The sequence below is a fragment of the Desulfospira joergensenii DSM 10085 genome (assembly GCF_000420085.1).
Taxonomy (GTDB): domain Bacteria; phylum Desulfobacterota; class Desulfobacteria; order Desulfobacterales; family Desulfobacteraceae; genus Desulfospira; species Desulfospira joergensenii.
Map to the genome: position 1 here is coordinate 259,780 of NZ_ATUG01000001.1, position 22,147 is coordinate 281,926.

General features: G+C 50.5%; 18 protein-coding genes. 15 read left to right on the top strand and 3 right to left on the bottom strand.

All coding sequences use genetic code 11. From position 1 onward, the window contains the following. Nucleotides 1-11 precede the first annotated feature (11 nt). From F608_RS0101230 to F608_RS0101255, 5 genes are all read left to right on the top strand, one after another. Nucleotides 12-4,466 (top strand): FAD-dependent oxidoreductase, encoded by a 4,455-nt coding sequence (locus F608_RS0101230; RefSeq protein ID WP_022663791.1) that lies wholly within the window; start codon nt 12-14, stop codon nt 4,464-4,466. 14 nt (nt 4,467-4,480) lie between these two features. Further along, nucleotides 4,481-4,906, top strand: coding sequence for a hydrogenase iron-sulfur subunit (locus tag F608_RS0101235; RefSeq protein WP_167332200.1), 426 nt, complete (start codon nt 4,481-4,483; stop codon nt 4,904-4,906). Between the two features lie 223 nt (nt 4,907-5,129). Continuing rightward, on the top strand, nt 5,130-5,807 hold the full coding sequence (locus F608_RS0101240) for a methylenetetrahydrofolate reductase C-terminal domain-containing protein (RefSeq protein WP_027362351.1): 678 nt from the start codon (nt 5,130-5,132) through the stop codon (nt 5,805-5,807). A gap of 55 nt (nt 5,808-5,862) precedes the next feature. Then, the gene (locus tag F608_RS0101245) at nt 5,863-6,798 is read left to right on the top strand and encodes a methylenetetrahydrofolate reductase (RefSeq protein ID WP_022663793.1); all 936 of its coding nucleotides are present in this window, start codon (nt 5,863-5,865) and stop codon (nt 6,796-6,798) included. 449 nt (nt 6,799-7,247) lie between these two features. Then, nucleotides 7,248-8,351 (top strand): GGDEF domain-containing protein, encoded by a 1,104-nt coding sequence (locus tag F608_RS0101255; RefSeq protein WP_022663795.1) that lies wholly within the window; start codon nt 7,248-7,250, stop codon nt 8,349-8,351. 159 nt (nt 8,352-8,510) lie between these two features. On the opposite strand, the gene F608_RS36050 is transcribed toward F608_RS0101255, so the two are convergent. After that, nucleotides 8,511-8,723, bottom strand: a complete 213-nt coding sequence (locus tag F608_RS36050) for a hypothetical protein (RefSeq protein WP_153307429.1) — start codon at nt 8,721-8,723, stop codon at nt 8,511-8,513. Nucleotides 8,724-9,681: 958 nt separating this feature from the next. On the opposite strand from F608_RS36050, the gene F608_RS0101270 reads away from it, so the two are divergent. The 10 genes from F608_RS0101270 to F608_RS30345 all read left to right on the top strand — a co-directional run bounded on the left by F608_RS0101270 (nt 9,682) and on the right by F608_RS30345 (nt 20,267). After that, nucleotides 9,682-9,885 carry a cold-shock protein gene (locus F608_RS0101270; protein WP_027362352.1) on the top strand — a complete coding sequence of 68 codons (204 nt, stop codon included), beginning with the start codon at nt 9,682-9,684 and terminating at the stop codon, nt 9,883-9,885. A 401-nt stretch (nt 9,886-10,286) separates the two neighbouring features. Further along, nucleotides 10,287-10,916 carry a TetR/AcrR family transcriptional regulator gene (locus F608_RS34295; RefSeq protein WP_022663797.1) on the top strand — a complete coding sequence of 210 codons (630 nt, stop codon included), beginning with the start codon at nt 10,287-10,289 and terminating at the stop codon, nt 10,914-10,916. Between the two features lie 191 nt (nt 10,917-11,107). Then, nucleotides 11,108-12,670: an ABC transporter substrate-binding protein gene (locus F608_RS0101285; protein WP_022663798.1), complete on the top strand. Its 1,563-nt coding sequence runs from the start codon at nt 11,108-11,110 to the stop codon at nt 12,668-12,670. 51 nt (nt 12,671-12,721) lie between these two features. Next, nucleotides 12,722-13,684: an ABC transporter permease gene (locus tag F608_RS0101290; protein WP_022663799.1), complete on the top strand. Its 963-nt coding sequence runs from the start codon at nt 12,722-12,724 to the stop codon at nt 13,682-13,684. A gap of 2 nt (nt 13,685-13,686) precedes the next feature. After that, nucleotides 13,687-14,616, top strand: a complete 930-nt coding sequence (locus tag F608_RS0101295; RefSeq protein WP_022663800.1) for an ABC transporter permease — start codon at nt 13,687-13,689, stop codon at nt 14,614-14,616. Continuing rightward, nucleotides 14,613-15,620, top strand: a complete 1,008-nt coding sequence (locus tag F608_RS0101300; protein ID WP_022663801.1) for an ABC transporter ATP-binding protein — start codon at nt 14,613-14,615, stop codon at nt 15,618-15,620. Before F608_RS0101295 ends, F608_RS0101300 begins: the two co-directional genes overlap by 4 nt. Further along, entirely contained in the window at nt 15,620-16,576 is a 957-nt protein-coding gene (locus F608_RS0101305) for an ABC transporter ATP-binding protein (RefSeq protein WP_022663802.1), read from the top strand. The genes F608_RS0101300 and F608_RS0101305 overlap by 1 nt, the downstream gene beginning before the upstream one ends. Nucleotides 16,577-16,602: 26 nt before the next feature. Continuing rightward, on the top strand, nt 16,603-17,910 hold the full coding sequence (locus F608_RS0101310; protein ID WP_022663803.1) for a class I SAM-dependent methyltransferase: 1,308 nt from the start codon (nt 16,603-16,605) through the stop codon (nt 17,908-17,910). A gap of 346 nt (nt 17,911-18,256) precedes the next feature. Further along, nucleotides 18,257-18,598, top strand: coding sequence for a hypothetical protein (locus tag F608_RS0101315; RefSeq protein ID WP_022663804.1), 342 nt, complete (start codon nt 18,257-18,259; stop codon nt 18,596-18,598). After that, on the top strand, nt 18,585-20,267 hold the full coding sequence (locus F608_RS30345; protein WP_161626802.1) for a methyl-accepting chemotaxis protein: 1,683 nt from the start codon (nt 18,585-18,587) through the stop codon (nt 20,265-20,267). The genes F608_RS0101315 and F608_RS30345 overlap by 14 nt, the downstream gene beginning before the upstream one ends. Before the next feature lie 477 nt (nt 20,268-20,744). Here F608_RS30345 and F608_RS0101325 read toward each other — a convergent pair whose 3' ends face one another. Together F608_RS0101325 and rbr are read right to left on the bottom strand one after the other, a co-directional pair. Then, nucleotides 20,745-21,125 (bottom strand): desulfoferrodoxin, encoded by a 381-nt coding sequence (locus F608_RS0101325; protein ID WP_022663806.1) that lies wholly within the window; start codon nt 21,123-21,125, stop codon nt 20,745-20,747. Between the two features lie 46 nt (nt 21,126-21,171). Further along, a complete protein-coding gene (gene rbr, locus F608_RS0101330; protein ID WP_022663807.1) occupies nt 21,172-21,750 on the bottom strand; it encodes a rubrerythrin in 579 nt (192 codons plus the stop codon). Nucleotides 21,751-22,147: the final 397 nt, after the last annotated feature.

Sequence of the window (22,147 nt, forward strand, 5' to 3'; positions counted from 1 at the left end):
GAGGGTGCCAAATGACGAACAAACAAAACGGATCCGTCATGGTTGTCGGCGCCGGTATTGCAGGCATTCAGGCCTCCCTTGATCTGGCAGACTCAGGATTCCTGGTATACCTGGTGGACAAAGATACGGCCATCGGAGGAACCATGGCCCAACTGGACAAGACTTTCCCGACAAATGACTGCTCCATGTGCATTATCTCCCCCAAACTGGTGGAGGCGGGGCGTCATCTCAATATCGAACTTTTGACCATGACCGAGGTAGAGGATGTCTCCGGCGAGGAGGGAAATTTTACCGTCACCCTGAAACAGGCGCCCCGGTTCATCGATCTTGAAAAATGCACGGCCTGCGGGGAGTGCACCAAGATCTGCCCGGTGGAGCTTCCCAGCGAGTTTGACGAAAACCTGCAGAACCGTAAAGCCGCATTCAAGCTCTACCCCCAGGCCATGCCCAGCGCCTTTGCCATTGAAAAAAAGGACCGGGCCCCCTGCCGCCTGACCTGCCCGGCCGGGCTGAACGTCCAGGGCTATGTCCAGATGGTCAAAGAGGGGAAATTCAAGGAATCCCTGGAAATCATCATGGAGCAGCTGCCCCTCCCGGGCGTCCTGGGCCGGATCTGCCCCCATGAGTGCGAGGATGCCTGCCGCAGGTGCCAGGTTGACGAACCCGTGGCCATCCGGGACCTGAAACGGCTGGCAGCGGACAGCTTTGATCCCCGGGAGATTGAAATCCCATGCGCCCCCAAGATCAATAAAAAGGTGGCCATCATCGGCTCAGGCCCTGCCGGGCTGTCTGCCGGATACCATCTGGCCAGAAAAGGGGTGGACGCCACCATCTTCGAGGCCCTTCCCCGGGCCGGGGGGATGCTGAGGGTGGGCATTCCCGATCACCGGCTGCCCAGGGACGTTCTGGACAAAGACATTGATGTGGTCACCAACCTGGGCGTGGAGATAAAGCTGAACACGAGCCTGGGAAAGGACATCACCGTGGACGGACTCCTGGCTAACGGCTATGATTCCGTGTTCCTGGCCCTTGGCGCCCACAAGGGAATTGAGCTCGGCATCCCCGGAGAAGAGCTTGAAGGCGTCCGCCAGGGTGTGGATTTCCTAAGGGAACTCAATCTTACCGGCACCACAAAGACGGGTAAAAAAGTCGGCATCATCGGCGGGGGTAACGTGGCCATTGACGTGGCCCGTTCCGCAATCCGCCTGGGAGCCGGCGAGGTGACCATTCTCTACCGCAGAACCCGGAAGGAGATGCCGGCCTGGGAAGAGGAGATCCGGGCAGCCGAAGATGAAGGCGTGAAGATCACCTATCTTGCCGCCCCCCAGGAGATCCTTGGTGAGGACGGCAGGGTCAGGGCAGTCCGGGTGATCAAAATGGAGCTGGGAGAACCCGATACATCCGGAAGAAGGCGGCCCGTGCCCGTTCCGGGAAGCGAATACGAAATCGAAACCGACCAGATCATCCCGGCCATCGGCCAGCGGCCCGACGTTTCAGCCCTGGAAAAACTGGCCGGTGTGAACATCAGCAAATGGGACACCACCGAGGTCAACCCCCTGACCCTGGCAACGGACAGGGAAGGCGTCTTTGCCGGAGGAGATGTCCAGACCGGTCCCGGCGTGGCCATAGCCGCCATTGCCGCAGGCATGGAGGCGGCCGAGTCCATGTTCCGGTATCTCACCGGGGCTGACATGGAAAAAGGCCGGCAAAGGGCCGTGGAGGAGAATCCCGAGTACATCCCTGTCCACGAAGACATGGCTGTTGAACACCGCCGCAGGATGCCCGAACTGGCCGTGGTTGAACGGGAGGGCAACTTCCAGGAGGTGGAACTGGGTTACGCCCGGGAAGACGGGCAAAAGGAGGCGGCCCGGTGCCTCAACTGCGGGTACTGCTCCGAGTGCCTCCAATGTGTGGATGCCTGCCTGGCCCATGCCGTGGATCATTCCATGACCGGAAAAACCCATACCCTTACGGTGGGGGCCGTGATCCTGTCGCCTGGATTCACCCCCTTCGAGCCCACCCAGATGACCACTTACTGCTACGGCCACAGCCCCAATGTGGTGACCAGCGTGGAATTTGAACGGATCCTCTCCGCTTCCGGTCCCTATGCCGGCCACCTGGTCAGGCCCTCGGACAATACCCCGCCCTCAAAGATTGCCTGGATCCAGTGCGTGGGATCCAGGGACATGAACCAGGGGGATAACTCCTACTGCTCCGGGGTCTGCTGCATGTACGCCAACAAGCAGGCGGTCATTGCCAAGGAGCATGCCGGGAGCAGCCTGGATACGGCCATTTTCTTCATGGACATGAGAACCCATGGCAAGGAGTTTGACAAGTACAATATACGGGCCCAGGACAACTCCGGGGTGAGGTTTATCCGGTCCAGGATCCATTCCGTATTTCCCGAGCCCGGAGACAAATACCGGATCGTCTATGCCAGCGAGGCGGGCAACACCATGGAGGAGATCTTCGACATGGTGGTCCTGTCCGTGGGACTGGCCCCCAATAAAGATGCCATTGGACTTGCCAAACGGATCGGGGTTGAGATCAACGAACACGGATTTGCCGAAACCCGCAACCTGCTGCCGGTCCACACCTCCAGGCAGGGGATCTATGTCTGCGGGGCCTTCCAGGAGCCCAAGGACATCCCCTCATCGGTCATGGAAGCCTCTGCTGCGGCAGCCACAGCCACCATGGCCATGCCGGGGGAGAGGTGGAGCCTGACCCGGACCCGGGAACTGCCCCCTGAAAACGATTTTTCAGGACAGGCCCCCAGGATCGGGGTCTGGGTCTGCAACTGCGGCATCAACATCGGCGGTGTGGCCGATGTTCCTGCGGTGAGGGATTATGCCGCCACCCTGCCCTACGTGGTCCATGTGGAGGACAAACTCTTTACCTGTTCCCAGGATTCCCAGGATCACATGAAGGAGGTGATTGCCGAACACGGCCTCAATAGGGTGGTTGTGGCGGCCTGCTCCCCCAGAACCCACGAACCCCTGTTCCAGGAGACCATCCGGGATGCAGGCCTGAACAAGTATCTTTTTGAAATGGCCAATATCCGGGACCAGAACACCTGGGTCCATATGAACCACCCGGAAAAGGCCACCCAAAAGGCCAAGGACCTGGTCCGCATGGCCGTGGCCAAGGCCGCGTTCATCGAGCCCCTGCACCAGGTCAGCCTGCCCATTAAAAAGGCTGTTCTGATCATCGGCGGGGGGGTCTCGGGCATGGAGGCGGCTATTTCTGCAGCCTCCCAGGGGATAGAAGTCCACCTGGTGGAAAAAACCGGGACCCTGGGGGGGATTGCAAAACAGCTCAATGCCACCTGGCAGGGAGAGCCCATCCAGGAGTACGTAAACTCCCTGGAGGAGCTGGTCCGGGCCAACAACTCCATCTCCCTTTACCTGGATTCCCAGGTCACCTCGACCACCGGGTCCATGGGAAATTTCGTCACCTGCATATCCGTAAACGGGGGGGACCGGGAGTCGACAGTGGAACACGGCGCCGCCATCCTGGCAACGGGGGGACTGGAGTTCAAGCCCGATGAGTATCTCTACGGGCAGGAGCCCAACGTCCTGACCCATCTGGATATGGATGCGGCCCTGAGGGAGGAGGACCCGCGCATTAAAACCGCTAAAAAGATCATCTTCATCCAATGCGTGGGATCCCGGAACGAGGAAAATCCCTATTGTTCCAAGATCTGCTGCACCCACAGCCTGAAAAGCGCCCTGGCCCTGAAAAAAATGGATCCCCGCAAACGGGTCTATATCGTCTACCGGGATATCCGTTCCTACGGGTTCAGGGAGGACCTGTACAAGGAGGCAAGGGAAGCCGGGATCCTCTTTATCCGCTACGATCTGGAAAAGATGCCTGAGCTGAAAAAAAACGCCAACCAGGAACTGGAGTTCACGGTTCTGGACCATGTGCTCCAGGTACCGGTGATCATCAATCCGGACCTGGTGGTCCTGGCCTCGGGCATATCCCCCGGCGACAACCACAGCCTGTTTGAGAAGTTCAAGGTCCCGGTGAACGCCGAAGGCTTCCTGGTGGAGGCCCATGCCAAGCTGAGACCCGTGGATTTTGCCTCTGACGGCCTGTTCGTGGCCGGACTTGCCCACTATCCCAAACCCCTGGAGGAAAGCATTGCCCAGGCCCGGGCCGCCGTGGCCAGAGCCATGACCATCCTGTCCCGGGATTCCCTTATGGTGGGCGGGGTGGTGGCCGAGGTCACCCCGGAAAAATGTGCGGTCTGCCTGACCTGCGTGAGGACCTGCCCCTATGACATCCCCTATATCCACGAGGACGGATACGCCAAGATCGATCCCTCGGAATGCCACGGCTGCGGGGCCTGTGTAGGCGAGTGCCCGGGCAAGGCCATTCGGCTGAACCACTTCACGGACGAGCAGATCATCGCAAAAACCGATGCCCTGTTTCATGATGAAGAATTGATAATGGAGAACGGATAATTAAGGAGAGAGCCATGAGTAAAGACTTCGAACCCAGGATCATCGCGTTCTGCTGCCAGTATTGAGCCTATGCAGCAGGGGACCTGGCAGGTTCCATGAGATTGTCCTATCCTTCCGAGATAAAGATCATTCAACTGCCCTGCACGGGACGTGTGGACATCATCCACCTGATGAACGCCTTTGAGGACGGGGCAGACGGTGTATACGTGGCCGGCTGCCTGGAAGGAGAATGCCACTATATATCCGGAAACCTCAAGGCCAGAAGAAAGGTGAATTACGTGAGACGTATTCTGGACGAAATCGGTGTGGAACCGGAGCGGATCCAGATGTACAACCTCTCATCGGCCCAGGGCGCCCGGTTTGCGGAAATCGCCACTGAAATGGTGGAAAAGATCAGGGAACTGGGCCCGACACCCGTCACCGGCAGCCATGCGGCATGAGAAGATTTTTATATAAAAGGCTGAAGGGGGATTTTTGATTTATGAAGTCGGATTTTAAATTTGAGGAGGCCCCATCGGGCACCAATCAAAAATCCAACTTCTAAAATCGAAAGCCTTTATACTTTCAACATTTTTTGTGGCCCCAAGGCCAATTGGGTTATTGGAAAGCCAGCTTTCGACTTTTGGCTTTACGCTTTTGACTTTAAACAGATAGAGGTGACCAATGATAGTTGCAGATCGTAAGTCTCTTGATGAGATACTGGCGATGGTGGAAGAGAACCATAAAATCCTCATTACCGGATGCAAGGGGTGTGTAACCGTCTGTAATGTCGGGGGACTCAAAGAGGTGGAAATCCTGGCCTCATCCATGAAAATCGCCCGGAAAAAGGCCGGCAGAAAAATCGACATTGACACCCTCGTGCTGGAGCGGCAATGCGACAATGAATATGTCTCCCAGATCAGTGAGACGGTCGGGGACTACGAGGCTGTCCTTTCCATGGCCTGCGGCGTGGGACCCCAATTTCTTTCGGAAATGTATCCGGACCAGGTGTTTTATCCGGCCGTGAACACCACCTTTTTCGGGGGAGCCGTGGAACACGGGATCTGGGAGGAGCGCTGTGCCGGCTGCGGCACCTGCGCCATCCATCTTTTCGGCGGACTCTGCCCCGTGGCCCGATGCGCCAAGAGCCTGCTTCACGGGCCCTGCGGAGGATCCTCCAAGGGAGTCTGCGAGATCAACAAGGACACGGAATGCATCTGGGACGCCATTGTGAGAAAGAAAATGGAACTGGGAAAGCTGGAAGATCTTAGCCGGATCAAACCGCCCAAAAACTGGAAAACCGCCCGGGACGGAGGTCCCAGAAGAAGCATAAGAGAGGAGCTTGTGGAAGGGAATATCTAGTTTTCATCCAAACGCGGTTTTTTGTTCATCCATGAATCAAAAAAAGGGGGTTTATATGAGTGAGCTCAAATCAGGCAGCAACCTTGAAAAGGTTCTCAAGGCCGGACATTTCGCATTCACAGGGGAATGCGGCCCTCCCAAGGGGGCCAACGTGGCCCATCTCAAAGAGAAGCTGGCCCACCTCAAAGGGAATGTGGATGCGGTCAATATGACGGACAACCAGACCGCCGTGGTCAGGATGTCCTCCCTGGTGGGATCTGCCCTCATGATCGAAGAGGGGCTGGAGCCCAATTTCCAGATGGTCTGCCGGGACCGGAACCGCCTGGCCATGACCAGCGATATCCTGGGCGCCTGGGCTCTCGGGATCCGGAACATGCTCTGCCTTTCCGGGGACCACCAGAGCTTCGGCAACTTTCCCGAGGCCAAAAACGTCCATGATCTGGATTCCATGCAGCTCATCGCCATGGTCAAAAAGATGCGGGACGAGGAAAAATTCCTCAATGACGAAGAGATCGATGTGGCCCCGAAGATGTTCATCGGAGCGGCCTGCAACCCCTTTGCCGATCCCTATGAGTATAGAGTCTTTCGCTTGGCTACAAAAATTGAAGCCGGGGCCGACTTTATCCAGACCCAGTGCATATTCAACATGGAAAAATTCCGGGATTTCATGAAAAAAGCCGTGGACATGGGACTCCATGAGAAATGCTATATCCTGGCCGGGGTTACCCCCATGAAGAACGCCGGCATGGCCAATTTCATGTCCAAGTTCGTACCGGGCATGGACATCCCCCAGGACCTGATCAAACGCCTCAAGGGCGTGGAAAAGAAAGACCAGGCCGAAGAGGGGATCAAATTTGCCCTGGAGCAGGTGGAGGAGTTCAGGGAAATGGAAGGGGTGGCCGGGGTTCACATGATGGCCATTGAATGGGAGCATATGGTCCCGGAAATTGCCGAGAGGGCCGGGGTCCTGCCCCGGCCGAAGATGGATTAAGTCGAAAGGCTAAAGTTTAAAGCCAAAAGCCGGATCATCCCCCGGCTTTTGGCGTTTCTCTCCCGGCGATTGAATCCCTGCATCTCTCTTTTGGGCAGATGAATTTTTCCTTTCTTCAGATCTCTGTTGATCCCTTTGTATTCCATAGGCTGAACTTACCATTTTTGTAACCCCAAGATTGCAAAAATCAGAAGGGTTTCATATCCGAGGCACTCAGGGCTGAAGCTGTAGTCATCTACCGCAAACCCCTGATAACGAAGAAGATGGAGCCTTTGTGCCTTTTCCGGGAGGGTAAAAATGAATTCCTCTGCTTGACAAAAACCAATCGCCTATCCTATGAAACTAAAGAAAATAAGTGCGTAAAATTTGAAGAATATCGGGTGTAGGCAACAGCAAATTAAGCTGTGGGAGCCAATTAACGAATACAGGTGATCGTCCCTAGGGCGTATATGTTTCTAAAATTAATACCTGATGGCGATAAAAAACAGCAGTTGAGGGTCAACCGGATACTACAGGCCATCGGCAGTGCGCTCCTCCAGTCCATTGTTGCCGTGATTCTGTTCTTTGCCGGGGGATTCCGGCTTTCCGGTATTGATTTCCTGGCTTTATTGGCCAGCCTGTGGGTCGGGCATATCGTTTTTTATCTTTTGATCCGCACCGGATTTAACCGCCGTTTTTCAGACCCCAGTCTGACCCAGGCCCAGGTGATCTGGGGAATCTTCTGCACCCTGATCATTCTCTATTTTATGGCGGACTTCCGTCTTCTCATACTGCCTTTTCTCCTTCTCATATTAATCTTTGGTGCTTTCAAAATGACGACGCGCCAGTATATAACCATAGCCGTATTGATCGTAGTCGGTTACTTCGCAGTCATGGGGCTGGTATATTCCAGCCATCCTGAAACCATTCGACCCAAGGATGAAATTATAGGCGCCCTGGTTTTCATGCTGACCATTCTTGCTTTTTCTCTGGTTGGAAACGAGATCAGCCGGCTGCGTTCAAAGCTTCGCCGACGCAATGCCAAGCTGGCCGAGACCATGCAGCAGGTGGAACAGATGGCAAGCACGGATGAACTGACCGGATTGATCAACCGGCGGGAGATGATGCTCCTTCTCAAACGGCAGAAGGCCCGGTCCGATCGTGGGAAAAACGGCTTCAGTGTCTGCTTTTTTGACATCGACCATTTCAAAACCGTAAATGATACTTTTGGGCACCATATCGGTGATGTGGTTCTGAAACGTTTTGCCTCGGAAACCATGAAAGTAATAAGGGATGCAGACCTTTTTGCACGCTTTGGCGGGGAGGAGTTTTTACTTCTTGCCGCAGACAGCGACCTGGAAGGAGCGGCGGTCGTCACAGAGCGAATCCGCAGCACGGTTGCCGATATTGACTTCAGTGATGTTGCAACCGGCCTTTCCGTGACCGTGTCTGCCGGCATTGCCCGGTTCCGGCCCAAAGAGGAAATTCGGTCCATTCTAACCCGTTCCGACAAGGCGCTTTATCTGGCGAAAAACAGCGGCCGGAACTGCATCAGACTGGAAAGTGATATATAGATCTTTTAAGGGAAAGGGATAAACAGAAGAGGGCCAAATTAAAAGTATGATTTTAAGCCTTTACCCGCCAGGTCTCAATAGAAATTTTTAAAGACCCCATTGAGAGGAGAGCGGCCAGTGCCTTGGAAATTTTAACCTGTTCGGGAAGATATTACGTTTTCACTTTAGGTCTGATTTTTTTTCCCCTTGAACAGTCCCGTCTAAATCTTTTTTATTCGAATCAGCAGCATCTGCTTGCCTATAACTTAAATTCTGATATTCCGCACTCAGATCCTTGAGCGATGTCGAGATTAGATGAGTACAACTATCCATGGGATGTTCATGGGAGCTTCCATCGGCAGAAGGCTTTGATCGGCCGGATTTTGAATTCATAATCATACACTCCAATTGTTATTGATTGATATTGTTCCAATTATAATGGGTTGAGTATGGAATATCAGGGGATAATCACCTGCACATCCCCTTATCCCATCCAGGTATATTCCGGAGCATCTATCTGGTCTCGCCATATTTCCCTGTAAAATAGGAACCATTGTTTTTTATCTTTGTATTTTGTTCTTTGCGGTGATTTTTCATTTGACTCTGATCGGCATCAATTTTCTCTATTATCTCAATGAGTTCTTTTTTGGTATAGCCATTCTGGTGGACAGGTCGATGGGGCATTTCAAATCCTTTCTCTGTTTTTATCCGGTCTATTATTTAAAAATAATAGACCGTGTCGCTGGTTGATGATTTTGATAGTCAAAGCGGGTTGATTAAATCTAAGATTTCAGAAGCTTATCTTTTCAGAGATTTTATCAACAGAATTCAAATACTGATTCACATGTATCAACAATCAGTCTAAATTGAACGATAATATCCAATGTTCTTAAAACAAAGCGACTATCGTGGGTGGACTACAGGTCCTGACAGGGAATGTCCTCTTGCTTATCTGAATTACAGCATACAGGACTGGATGAAAATTGCAACCCAATAAAATAAAAGTGTCTGGTTATCCTGACGAATCCATGCATTCATCAGGTCTTGATGGACAAAAAAATCATTGCTATCTTTGAGACTAACCATCTGAATTCAAAGCAAAATTCACCATAACCCGCCGGACAAAAACCAAGAATATAAAACTTGAAATAACCTTAGCAAAAAAAATGCCAACATTAAACAAAAAGATGATTTTACTTGACACCCCTTCTTTTTCCTGTATAATCTTGTTCATTGCACTAATCAAAGTGCTAAAGTTTCCTCCTTAAGGTGTATATCCCAAAAATCTGTGATTGCTCCCCAAAGTTAGAAGCGATTTATTTTTTATTTTTTTATTTAGGAGAATGCCGACATGGCAAATGGTATCGTAAAATGGTTTAACGACACAAAAGGTTTTGGTTTTATTGAAGTAGAAGACGGCGGAAAAGACGTTTTCGTTCATCACTCAGGCATCAATTCAGCAGGATTTAAGTCCCTCAATGAAGGGGATCGTGTGACATTTGATGTTGAAGAGGGCCAGAAAGGTCCTGCCGCTGCAAATGTGTCTGTGATCTAACAAATCATTTTTATTTAAGCATATGAAAGCCCCTGGATAGAACCTATCCAGGGGCTTTTTTATTTAATTGCCCTTTCCACCCGCCCAAAAGCGGCCATCCTGATGCCGCCTTTCCTTGCCTCAACCGGCCGGTTAAGTTCCAATAAAAGAATCCAGAACCCATAGCAAAAAAACATTTTTTCCAAGAGGGGCCTGCTTTTAATAGCGATGTTTGCATGTCCAAGAACAATAACCAAAGCGATATAGGCACTATCTTTGGGATTCTTTTGCTAAAAATACAAACACTTAACTTTGTCCGGCATTGCCTTATATCAGGCAAAAAAACTTCTTGACATACTGAAAAAAGGTTTATATAGACCATCTATTATAGAGAGTCTATTTAAATTTACCCAGGATCCGTCATGCCCAAAAAGACCCATTTAACCGTAAATGATTTTCTTGAAACCGCCTTTGATATAGTTAAAAAAAATGGCTGGGGAAAACTGTCCATAACAGCTGTGGCTAAACATATGGGGTGCTCCACCATGCCCGTCTATTCCCATTTTGAGAATCTGGAAGCCCTCAAAGATGAGGTGGCCAAAAAAGGATGGGACCTGATCAGAGAGTATGAGTTAAAACCGTATACCGGTGATGCCTGGATTGATCAGGCAATCGGATACGTTTTTTTTGCAAGAGAGAACAGCCAGTTGTTTGCCTGCATGCTCGACGGGCGAAACCTGGAACTGGAACGCCGGATGCTGCAAAAACATTGGGACTATCTGACCGATCTTCTCAAAGGTTACCAGGGGTTCGACGGCCTCAGCCCGGAACAGCGAAGGATGATACGTTACTCAAGGGCCATATTCACCCAGGGAGTGGCCACAACGGTAAGCAAAGGGCTGGGTAAGCTTCGAACTGACAATGAAGCGATTGAAAAATATATGACCATCAGCAGCCAGGCCATATTAGAGGGGTATAGAAAGGTCTACAACCAGAATAGCGGTGTGGTGGAATTCCTCGGTGAACATTTTCAACCCGTAAAAGATTTATAATTTAAACTCATGAACTGGTTCACCTGTAAACAAAAGAAAGGGTTCAAAAAAATAATTACCCGGTTTTACCGGTAATCCGTACAACCATTGTCGGGCGCGCCTGCTTTACCATTAAAGTGAACAGGGAACAGGTTTTCGAAGGCTTTCGGGCCTTTAGCGAAACTTATGATTTCCCCAAAGGAGAGGTTTGCATGGAAAACAACGCCACCCAGATCAATCGCGTACGAAAATCTTTCAGAATCTTTATCCTTGTATTTTTTGGGATCAGCATGCTGTATTGCCTTCCCCTGGATCCGGCAAGGGCGGCCAGACCGAAATACGGCGGAACACTGACATTTGGATCGGAAAATGATTTCCACGGGTTTGACCCTTTGAAGATCAATGCCCTCAGCATCTGCGGCGCCATTGCCAACAGCACAATACATGAACGGTTGTTTGATACGGATTCAAAAGGGGATCTGATCCCTGTACTCGGACTTTCTGCTATCCCCTCAAAAGACGGAAAAAAATGGAAAATCGCGCTTCGGCAAGGGGTCTCGTTTCACGACGGCAGTCCATTTAACGCCGATGCGGTTGTGTACAATTGGTCCCGGCTTTTACATCCGGAAAACAAATTCAGGGGCCGCTCCTCAATTGCCCCGATCCAGTCAGTGGAAAAACTGGACGAGTTTACCGTCCAATTCAATCTGTCCCATATCTGGCTTCCATTTCCGAAAATTTTAACGGACACACGGGCATTGGCAAGCTATATGATGTCTCCCAAGGCCCTGAAGGAGGATATCCAAGCCAGGACACCTGTTGGGACAGGACCCTTCATGTTCAAGGAATGGAAATCCAATGATCACTTTGTCGTGGTGAGAAATCCGAACTACTGGCAGAAAGAAAAACCATATCTTGATAAAATCATTTTCAAACCTGTGCCTGACCATCAAACCCGGTTTGCAAGTCTTAGTTCCGGACAGATGGATGTCATCTTCATGGACCGGGGGCATATCATTAAACGGGCCGAGGAAGATACTTCATTGGTCCACCACCAGGGAGAAAGCAACGGAGCGGAAACCGCCTTGCTCAACACGACAAAACCGCCCCTGGATGATCCCCGTGTCCGCCGGGCCATCGCCCATGCATGGAACCAGGAAGTTTATGTGGCCATGAGTTATAAAAATTCCATCCCCCTGGCATTTCATCCCTTTGGAAACGGTCTGCCATGCAATGATGCCGGCTATAGAAGCCATGACCTTAAAAAAGCAAAATTATTAATTAAAGAATACGGTAAACCGGTTGAGATTGAATGCATACATACCAATACCAAACGCGGCCGGGAGTTTGGCCTGATGCTTCAGCAGTTTTGCAAAAAAATCGGCGTCACCGTCACAACAAAAGGACTGGATATCTCTCCCATCGTTAAAAGGGTGTTTTCAAAAGATTATCATGTGTCCTCCTGGCGCATTCCGCCCATGACGGACCATGGCCCCTATCTCTACAAGTACTTTTATTCGAAAAGCCGCATCAATGCCTCGGGGTATAAAAATCCAAAAATGGATGAACTCCTGGTTGCCCAGCAGATGGAAATTGATCCTGAAAAACGGGGAAAAATCTTATGTGACATTGCAGAGCTGCTCAACAGGGATGTGCCCATGCTATACCGCGGGGGACGCCGGATACATATCATTACAAAACAAAAAATCATGGGCATACCCGAAATCCGCAACGGTGTGATTGAAATATCAGATGCCTGGATTGAAAAGGAATAGGAAAGGAACCAGACCCGGACATCATCAAATTCAAAGTTTTGGGATAGGCTATTGAAAGATAGAATAAGAACAACCGGTAAAAGATTAATCCGTCTTTTTGGGGTCGTTCTTGCGGTTACGGCAATCACCTTTGTCCTGGTGGATTTCTTGCCCGGGAATATAGCCTATGATATTGCCGGTGAAGAGGCCACAATGGAAGATATTGAAGCCCTCCAGAAAGAACTCGGTCTGGACAGGCCCGTCATCATCCGGTATGGGAACTGGCTGGCGGATATCGCCAAAGGGGATTTGGGAAAATCTTTCCGCACCCAGGAACCGGTCCTTGAAGCCATACTCTCCAGACTGCCCGTCACCATAGAACTCATGGTGCTTTCCCAATTGTTTGCCCTTGCCCTTGCCGTCCCATTGGGGATTCTTAGTGCCTATAAACCAAGGACGATTATTGACAATACCTTAAGTTCCATTGCCTTTGCCATGATGTCAATTCCGGTTTTTGTCATGGGCCTTGTCCTGATCTATATTTTTGCCATCAAGCTGCAATGGCTTCCGGCCACCGGATACATGCCGTTGTCAGACGGCATCCAAAACAATCTTCGATCCTTTCTCCTGCCGGCCCTCTGCATTGCCATGGTGGAATGGGTCCCGTTCATGCGGGTGCTTCGGAGCGATATGATCGCCACTCTCCAGGAAAACTTTATCCTCATGGCAAAATCCAAGGGTCTGCCCGCATCCCATATCCTTTTCAGACACGCTCTTCGGCCCTCCTCCCTGACCCTGATAACGATTCTGGGGATCCACATGGGCCACCTGATCGGGGGAGCGGTGATCGTTGAAATCATCTTTGCCCTGCCCGGGATAGGCCGTCTATTAATCGGATCCATTTTCAGCCGTGATTTTGCCATGGTCCAGGGCTGTATTCTCTTTATTACCATTGCCTATGTCGGGGTTAATTTTCTGGTCGACTATTTTTATGGCCTGGTCGATCCCCGCATTCGAATATCAGGGATGGGTTGATTATGGGCATCCTGTTGAAACCGACGCAAAAAAGAGAATCGATTACAGCTGAACCCAGGCCGGTTTCGAAAAAACTCGGGCTCCCCTTCCGATTTTCCGTAATGTGGATCGCCCTTGTGGTCTTCTGTGCCGTCTTTGCGGATCTGATGCCATTGCCGGAATACGATTCCATGGACTGGATGAACCCGGCGGCTCCCCCGGGTTCTCAAGGAGGCCATCCGTCATTGGATGGTTCCCCGGCAGAACCTGAGCCCTTTGTCTATGTTTTCGGAACCGATACCATGGGCAGGGATATTCTCACCCGCCTGATATTCGGTGCCCGGGTATCCCTTCTTGTGGGTTTGATCCCCCCGGTCATCGGCCTTTTGGCCGGCGGAAGCCTGGGAATGCTGGCAGGATTTTACCGGGGACGTTTGGACGCGTTTATCATGGCAGCCATGGACATCATCCTGGCTTTTCCGGGGCTTGTACTGCTCCTTGCCATTACCTTTTACCTGGGCCAGAACCTGACCAACATCATCATTTCCCTGGGTTTCTTGACCATCCCTTCCTTTTCAAGGGTTGCCCGGGCAAACACCCTCACGGTTTCAAGGCGGGAATTTATCCGGGCATCACGGATGATCGGGCAGAATGATCTTTATATCCTCATCTATGACATCCTGCCCAACATCATTCTGCCCTTGACTGTTTATGCGCTTTTCCTGGTCTCATACATGATTGTAGCCGAAGGCACCCTAAGCTTTCTGGGCTTAAGCGTGCCCTCCCCTGTCCCCAGCTGGGGCGGAATGATTGCAGAGGGTAAGGAGGTGCTTGACCAGGCCGGCCATGTCAGTTTTATTCCGGCCCTGGCATTGTTTTTAACCGTGCTGTCTTTTAATCTTATGGGAGATGCCTTAAGGGGTGTAGCCGATTCAAAGGAGACGCAATTGTGATTCGCCGGACTGAAGGTCAGCCTGCGCCGCTTTTGTCCATACAGGACCTGGTCACAACCATTGCAACCGATTACGGGATTGTACGGGCGGTGAACCATATTTCCTTTGATCTGCAGCCGGGCAGGACTTTGGGGATAGTAGGCGAATCCGGAAGCGGAAAGAGCATCCTGGCCAAAAGTATTTTAAATCTTTTGCCCAAGAATGCAGACATATCCCGAAACTCCGGGATTTGGTTTGACGGCCTGGAATTAAATAAAATGAGCCCAAAGGCGATCAATGGTGTCAGGGGACAAAGGATTGCCATTATTTTCCAGGACCCCATGTCATCCCTGAATCCGGTGATGACCATCGGCAATCAGATTGCCGAATCCCTGATCCGTCATTTGGGGATGAGAAAAAAGAGGGCCCGGAACCGTTCTGTCGAGTTGCTCAAGTCCGCGGGGATTTCCAATCCCGGGCAGCGGATCCGTCAATACCCCCATCAGCTTTCCGGAGGAATGCGCCAGAGGGTTGCCATGGCCATTGCCCTGGCCTGTGAACCGGATCTATTAATCGCGGACGAACCCACAACCGCCCTTGATGTAACGGTTCAGGCAGAGATACTCGATCTGCTGGCCCAAAGGCAGACCCAAAAAAACATGGCAATGATCCTGATCACCCATGATCTGGGCGTGGCTGCCGGAAGAGCCGATGATATTATCGTCATCTATGCCGGCAGAATCGTTGAACAGGCTCCGGCAGACCAATTGTTTTCATTCATGCGCATGCCATACACACAAGCCCTGATGAATTCGATTCCCCGCCTTGAAAACCGGCCTCACACAAGGCTGAATTCCATTCAAGGCCGATCCCCGGACCTGACAAACCTGCCCAGGGGATGCAGCTTTGCGCCCCGCTGCCCCCAGGCGCAGCAACGATGCACCAGACAAACGCCGCCTTTATCATCCGACGACAGGCAGGATCATCTGTTTGCCTGCTGGTATCCTGTACGGGGAAGAAATTGATGAAAAAATATCTGCTTCAGGTAGAGGGGCTGACCATCAGGTACAATACCGGGGGCAGACAAAATACTGAGGCGATTTCAGATGTCGGTTTTACCCTTACCAGAGGAGAGACCCTGGGCCTGGTCGGCGAATCCGGATGCGGTAAATCCACCCTTGCCCGGGCCATCATGCAGCTGCCCGGGCCGGCTTCAGGCCGGATTCTTTTTACCGGTGAAGATCTGACCCAGGTCAGCAAAAAAAGGTTAAAGCGGCTAAGGCCCCGGTTTCAGATGATATTCCAGGACTCGATTTCATCACTGAATCCCCGGCGAAAAATCATTGACATCCTGACAGCCCCCCTTGACGCCATCGGAAAGATGAGCCGGGAAGAAAAAAAACGTCGTGCCCTGGAAATGATGGTTTCTGTGGGCATTGATCCCGGGACCTGTCATCTTCGGCCCTTCCAGTTTTCCGGGGGCCAGTGCCAGCGCATCCAGATTGCCAGGGCGCTGATGCCAGAACCGGAACTACTCATCTGCGACGAACCGGTCTCCTCCCTTGACGTCTCTGTTCAGGCACAGATCATAAACCTATTGGAGGCCTTGAGAAAAAGCCATGGACTTACCATGCTGTTCATATCCCATGATCTAGCCGTGGTGAAAAATGTCTGTGACAGGGTGGCGGTGATGTATCTTGGAAAACTTTGCGAAGAAGCCCCTTCTGAAAAGCTCTACAAAACCCATCATCACCCCTATACAAGAGCTTTGCTAAGTGCCATTCCAAATCCGGATCCGGGCCTTTTGCCATCCAGGGTGAAGATAAGAGCAGGCGAAACACCGTCACCCGTGGATCCGCCATCCGGGTGTAGGTTTCGCACCCGGTGTCCCAGGGCTGAGAAGCATTGTGCTCAAAAGGAACCGGAATTCCATGAAATAGAACCGGGACACCGGGTGGCATGCCATTTCCCAATCCTGTGACCCCAATAGCGTATAGGAAAAAATGAATGGAAACCATTCCCTCTTTTGAAACCCTGGCGGAAAAGTTCCTGGGAACAGGTTTTCCCCCTCATTTATCCGGAGCCGTTTCTCTGGCTGAACTGCCACCGGATACCCAGGGGTTTGTCCTTCGCGTCCTGGATCTTATGAAACGATCCAAATATTGTCTGACAGAGTTCAACCCCGTTCTCCTCCGCTGGTTGTCCGTAACGATCCCGGGCATACTGCCCGGAGCATGGGGGGGACGTATTCCCCCTATTACCGCGTCGGCCCGCCACAGAAAACTCGACGATTATCTTGCCGGACAAGACTTTGGCCCCAATAAGGGACAAAACATTTTCGTGGATATGGGGTGCGGTTTTCCGCCTTTGACAACGGCCGATACGGCGGGCAGGTTCCCGGGGTGGAAAATCTATGGTGTGGACCGGTCCTTTGCCGATTATGTTGTATACGATACCAGGGGGAATTACGCATGTTTTAGCCGGGAGGGTGAGTTCCTTTATTTTCAACCATCAATGGACCTTGCCGTGCGGGCCCGATACTCGGACCCCAGGGGCACAAAAAACCGATTCAACCAACTTTTTACGGATCTTCTTCCTCTGCTCCGAAACATCAATATCCGAACCTCCGAAACCGTGGAAAAGGATGGAAACAAGCTGATTCATCATCATATCTTAGATTTCGAAACCCGCAACCTCAGGTTCATAAAATCGGATATAATGGATCTCAAGCCCATGGCAGCCAAGGTTTTTCGATGTATGAATGTTTTTGTCTATTTCACCCGCGATATCAAAAAAAAAGTGCTGGGGCAGATCAAAAATCATTTAAAGAATAAGGGTCTTGCGATCATCGGAACCAACAGTTTTGGTATACAGTCCAGATATGCGGTCTATAAAAAGGAAAGTAACGGTTTATTCCTTCGTGAATTTGCTTTCAGCCTGGATAATCTGGGGCATATATCCCTGATGCCCTGGTTTACCGTCCATGGAAATGACCCTGAAGCAATTCTGCTGGCAAAACTGTCCCACACAATCCGTTCCCACGCCTGCTTCTGGGCACAATTCAGCAGACATCTGGATCAATTGATGGAATCCCACGGATTCTGCAAGCGCAAACCCGACGGATTTTTACATTTTCCAAACCAGGAGATGCTGCCCAATGACTTCCTGGAAAAGAATGGTCTGGTGTGGCGGGAGATGGAGGAAAAAGGCTATACAAAAGGGACTATAGATGTCCTTTCAAAGGCCGGGTATGAGGCATGGATAAATTCGGCCGGTGATATTGCGATCCAGCCTCCTGTCGGGGCCTTGTCGTAACCGGGATACGGTATGACACGGAATCGATGCCCCTTTACATTACTTTTATCCAAGAACCTTGGTATGTATTGCACGGTCCCCAATAACCCATTGGCCGATAATGGAATCCAGGCCAATTTTTAAAACCATATCAACAAACAGGATTGATACCGGATTTTCGCTGGGCTCTGATTTTCAGATTTTCAAATTATACAAAGGAAAAAAGACTGCGCCGTCTCGCCTATTATTAAACCTTTTCATTTGGTTACAGCTAAGATATAGTCTGAAGCATTGATCGTTTTGACTCTGTATTTTTTAACGAAACCCCTTATTACGAAATCCTGCTTTAATAATTTAGGAGACTACGATGCTTAAATCCATCCGGGCAAAACTGCTCATCTTTTCCTTTTCACTCATACTGGTTGCAGTGGTTCCCGTTGTCATGGCCGTGAACGTGCAGATCAACAAGTCCTTCCGGGAAACCTATCTTGACAACGTGGCCCAGCAGGTCAAGGGTATCGAAGAAATGCTTGAAGTCTTTTACGATGATCTTGACCGGAACCTCGATACTTTTGCTACTCATTCAAAAATCATGCAGGCGGACAGCAGCGTTACGAGTTACGCAAAAACCACTGAGAAAACCGCCATGACACCCTCTGAGAACGGCGGTATCGAACAACAGATTTATGAGGAATTTGACAATTACTAAAAAAAACCACCCCGGCACCATGTACGTGTATATGGGGACTGAAGACGGCGGCTACATTCAGTGGCCGGAGACCAGCGTACACAAGGGATATGACCCCAAGAAAAAAGGTTGGTATACCATTGCACTGTCCGAAAACGGTAAAATCCTACGGACCGATCCGTACACCGACAGCATCAGCGGATCCACCATCGTCAGCAATGTGAGGTCATTTAAAGACAAAAGCGGCAGGGTTTACGGAACAATCGGACTGGACGTCACCTCGGATAAACTGGCTGAAATCATGAAAGGCGTCAAGATCGGAAAAACCGGTTACGCCATGATGCTGCATAAAAAAGGATTGATCCTGGCAGACCCCAAAAATGCCGATAATAACCAGAAATTTGTGAAAGACGCCGGTATTGACAAACTGGAAACCGTTCTGGAAAAGAAAAAAGCAGATTTTGACACCCGGATCAGCGGCACGGTCTATCACGTCAATTCATTCCAGTCGGACAAAACCGACTGGGTTGTCGTTATTCTCATCGAAAAAGCAGAATTGTCTGAAGTATCCGCCTCCATCCAAAAAGTTATTCTGGGAATCACGGCCCTGGTTCTTGTGGTGATCGGAGCCGCAACCTTCTTCATCTCCGGCAGGGTTGTCCGCCCCATCAATCAGATGGTGGACGGGCTGAAAGACATTGCCCAGGGAGAAGGAGACCTGACCATGCGGCTGACTGCTAAATCCAGTGACGAAATCGGGGAGATGGCCAAATGGTTCAATACCTTTGTTGAAAAACTCCAGGGTATCATAGCCGGTGTTGCAGGAAATTCAGATGAACTGAACACTTCTTCTTCCGCCTTATTGACCATTGCCGGCCAAGTTTCCCAAGGGGCGGACAAAATGGCAGAGAAATCCAATTCCGTGGCAGCCGCAGCAGAGGAAATGAGTGCCAATATGGCTTCGGTGGCCTCTGCAGTTGAGCAGTCGTCCACCAATATCGGCATGGTTTCGGCAGCAGCTGAAGAGATGAACGCCACCATAAATGAAATTGCCGGCAACACTGAAAAAACGAGGCTCACCAGTAACGAAGCAGTGGACCGGACCCGCAAGGCCTCTAAAAAAATCGATACGCTGAACCGATCCGCCAGGCAAATCGGCGATGTGGTTGAAACCATCAATGATATTTCCGAACAAACCAACCTGCTTGCATTAAATGCGACCATTGAAGCGGCAAGGGCTGGTGATGCCGGCAAGGGCTTTGCTGTTGTCGCCGGTGAAATAAAGGAACTGGCCACACAGACGGCTGAAGCTACACTGGAAATAAAAAATCAGATCCAGGGCGTCCAAGAGGCCACCCGGGAAACCGTTGCGGAAATCGAAGGGGTCACAACAGATATCTCGAGCGTCAATGAAATGATTGATACAGTGGCCGCCGCCGTGGAAGAACAGTCGGTCACGACAAAGGAAATTGCCACGAATGTCAGCCAGGCTGCTCAGGGCATCCAGGAGGTCACGGAGAACCTCACCCAAACCTCAACGGTGGCGAATGATATTGCAGAGGATATAAACGAAGTGAACCAGTCGGTTTCCCTTTTGTCGGAAAACAGCACTGAAATCGACACCAGTGCTGCCAGCCTGAGCGACCTATCCGCAAAACTGAAAAAAACCGTGACACAGTTTAAAGTATAGGGTTCGCATTCGGGTTTGCCCAAAGATCGTTTCCTCATGCCTGGCAAATTTGCCAGGCAAAGCACTCTTTTTAAGCAACAAAGATTACAGGGAGAGTTGGGATTCGTTTCTGTACATCCTTGCTGATTGGGCTCTTTTGGACTTGTGACAATGTTGAACAAGGGATTGGAAACACTGAGAAAAGATGGAATAGTCGAGAAATACATCAACAAGTGATGATAACCCAAGTTATCCTTTCAAAGTCAGAATTACTATCGGTTTTTTGCTGAACTCAACCGACCGGGAAATTTCCGGTGCAAAGAAAAAGGCAAAAACCGGGGATTATTACGGTTTTTGCCTTCTAGCTTATCTAAACTTGGACAAAAATTTGCCCAGATACAAGGCGCAATGTCTTCTGAAACCGGAGTGTACTGCAGTACATGAGGATTTCAGAAGACTGAAGCAACGCCCGATATGGGTGAATTTTTGTTTAAGCGGCTAATACTCCCAAAGCCCGTGCAGATTACAATACTCCCTGGCCGTAACCTTATCGGCGTCGGTCTTGAATGTCGCCTCCGGCGCATCGGTGGGTTCCAGGAATTTCCTCTGGATCAGGGTGCCGTTTTCAGTGACCAGCTCAATCCACTGGATATAATGTTCCGGGGTCATGGGATGGGCCACGGAACCGACCTTGACCAGGTAGCCGCCGTCGATTTTTTCCACCACCGGGACATGCTTTTCCTGGGCTGCATCCACGGTATTGGCCACCAGTCTGTCCATGGCCTGGCCACAGCACATGACCGGGGGTTTTTCCCCGTGAAGAACCTGAACGATGTTGCCGCATTTTTCACATTTATAGACGCCGTATTTTTCTGCCATTCTTTTTTCCTCCTAAATTGATGTAATTCACATTTGGTTAAAAAAATTAGTAGTTTTCAGGCTTTAATTCAAAATGGGCCCGGGCATGGGCACAGGCCGGACAGACCTCGGGAGCCTCCGGTCCTTCATGGTTGTATCCGCAGTTCCGGCACCGCCATTTCACATTCATGTCCCGTTTGAATACTCTCCCCTCTTTAATATTTTCCATGAGGGCAAGGTATCTTTGCTCATGGTAAAGCTCAGCCACGGCAATGGATTCAAAGGTCTTGGCGATATCCTCGAATCCTTCCTCCCTGGCGGTTGCGGCAAATTCAGGATACATGGTGGTGTACTCATAATTTTCTCCACCTGCGGCCTCTTTGAGGTTTTCCATGGTGGTTCCGATGGTTCCCGCGGGAAAAGCCGCCGTGATTTCCAGTTCAGCTCCGGATTTCAGATACTTGAACAGTCTTTTGGCATGCTCTTTTTCGTGATTTGCGGTTTCCTCAAAAATAGACTGAATCTGGACGTATCCTTCTTTTTTGGCCTGGGAAGCAAAATATGTGTACCGGTTTCTGGCCTGGGATTCCCCTGCAAATCCTTTGAGCAGGTTCTGTTCAGTCTGACTTCCTTGTAGTTCTGCCATTTATCCTCCTTTCTTTTGGATTGAATTGATAATTTGATTCTTGTACTGATCTTCCGGGACAATCTGCTCTGAACAACATGTCCTGATCATTTTCAGTTATCAGCAAGCATCGTGCCTGACTCTCTTTTTCAGGTAAAAAAATGATTGCCCTGCGGATACCGGCTTTCTTGATCCGGGAAGGGGAAACTTCCGGATCTTTGTCTGCCCCGTTCAGATTCAAAAACAGCCTTGAAACAATACCGTCCGACACAATTTTGTATCAGAATAGCTGCCCTCCGGCTGATTGACATTGTGATTCCCATAGACTACAAGATCTAAGAAACGGAATTTTAAAAGATCTTTGGTTTGGAATCTGTGAAATAATTTCACGCCACATACTACCGCGTATTTATGAAAC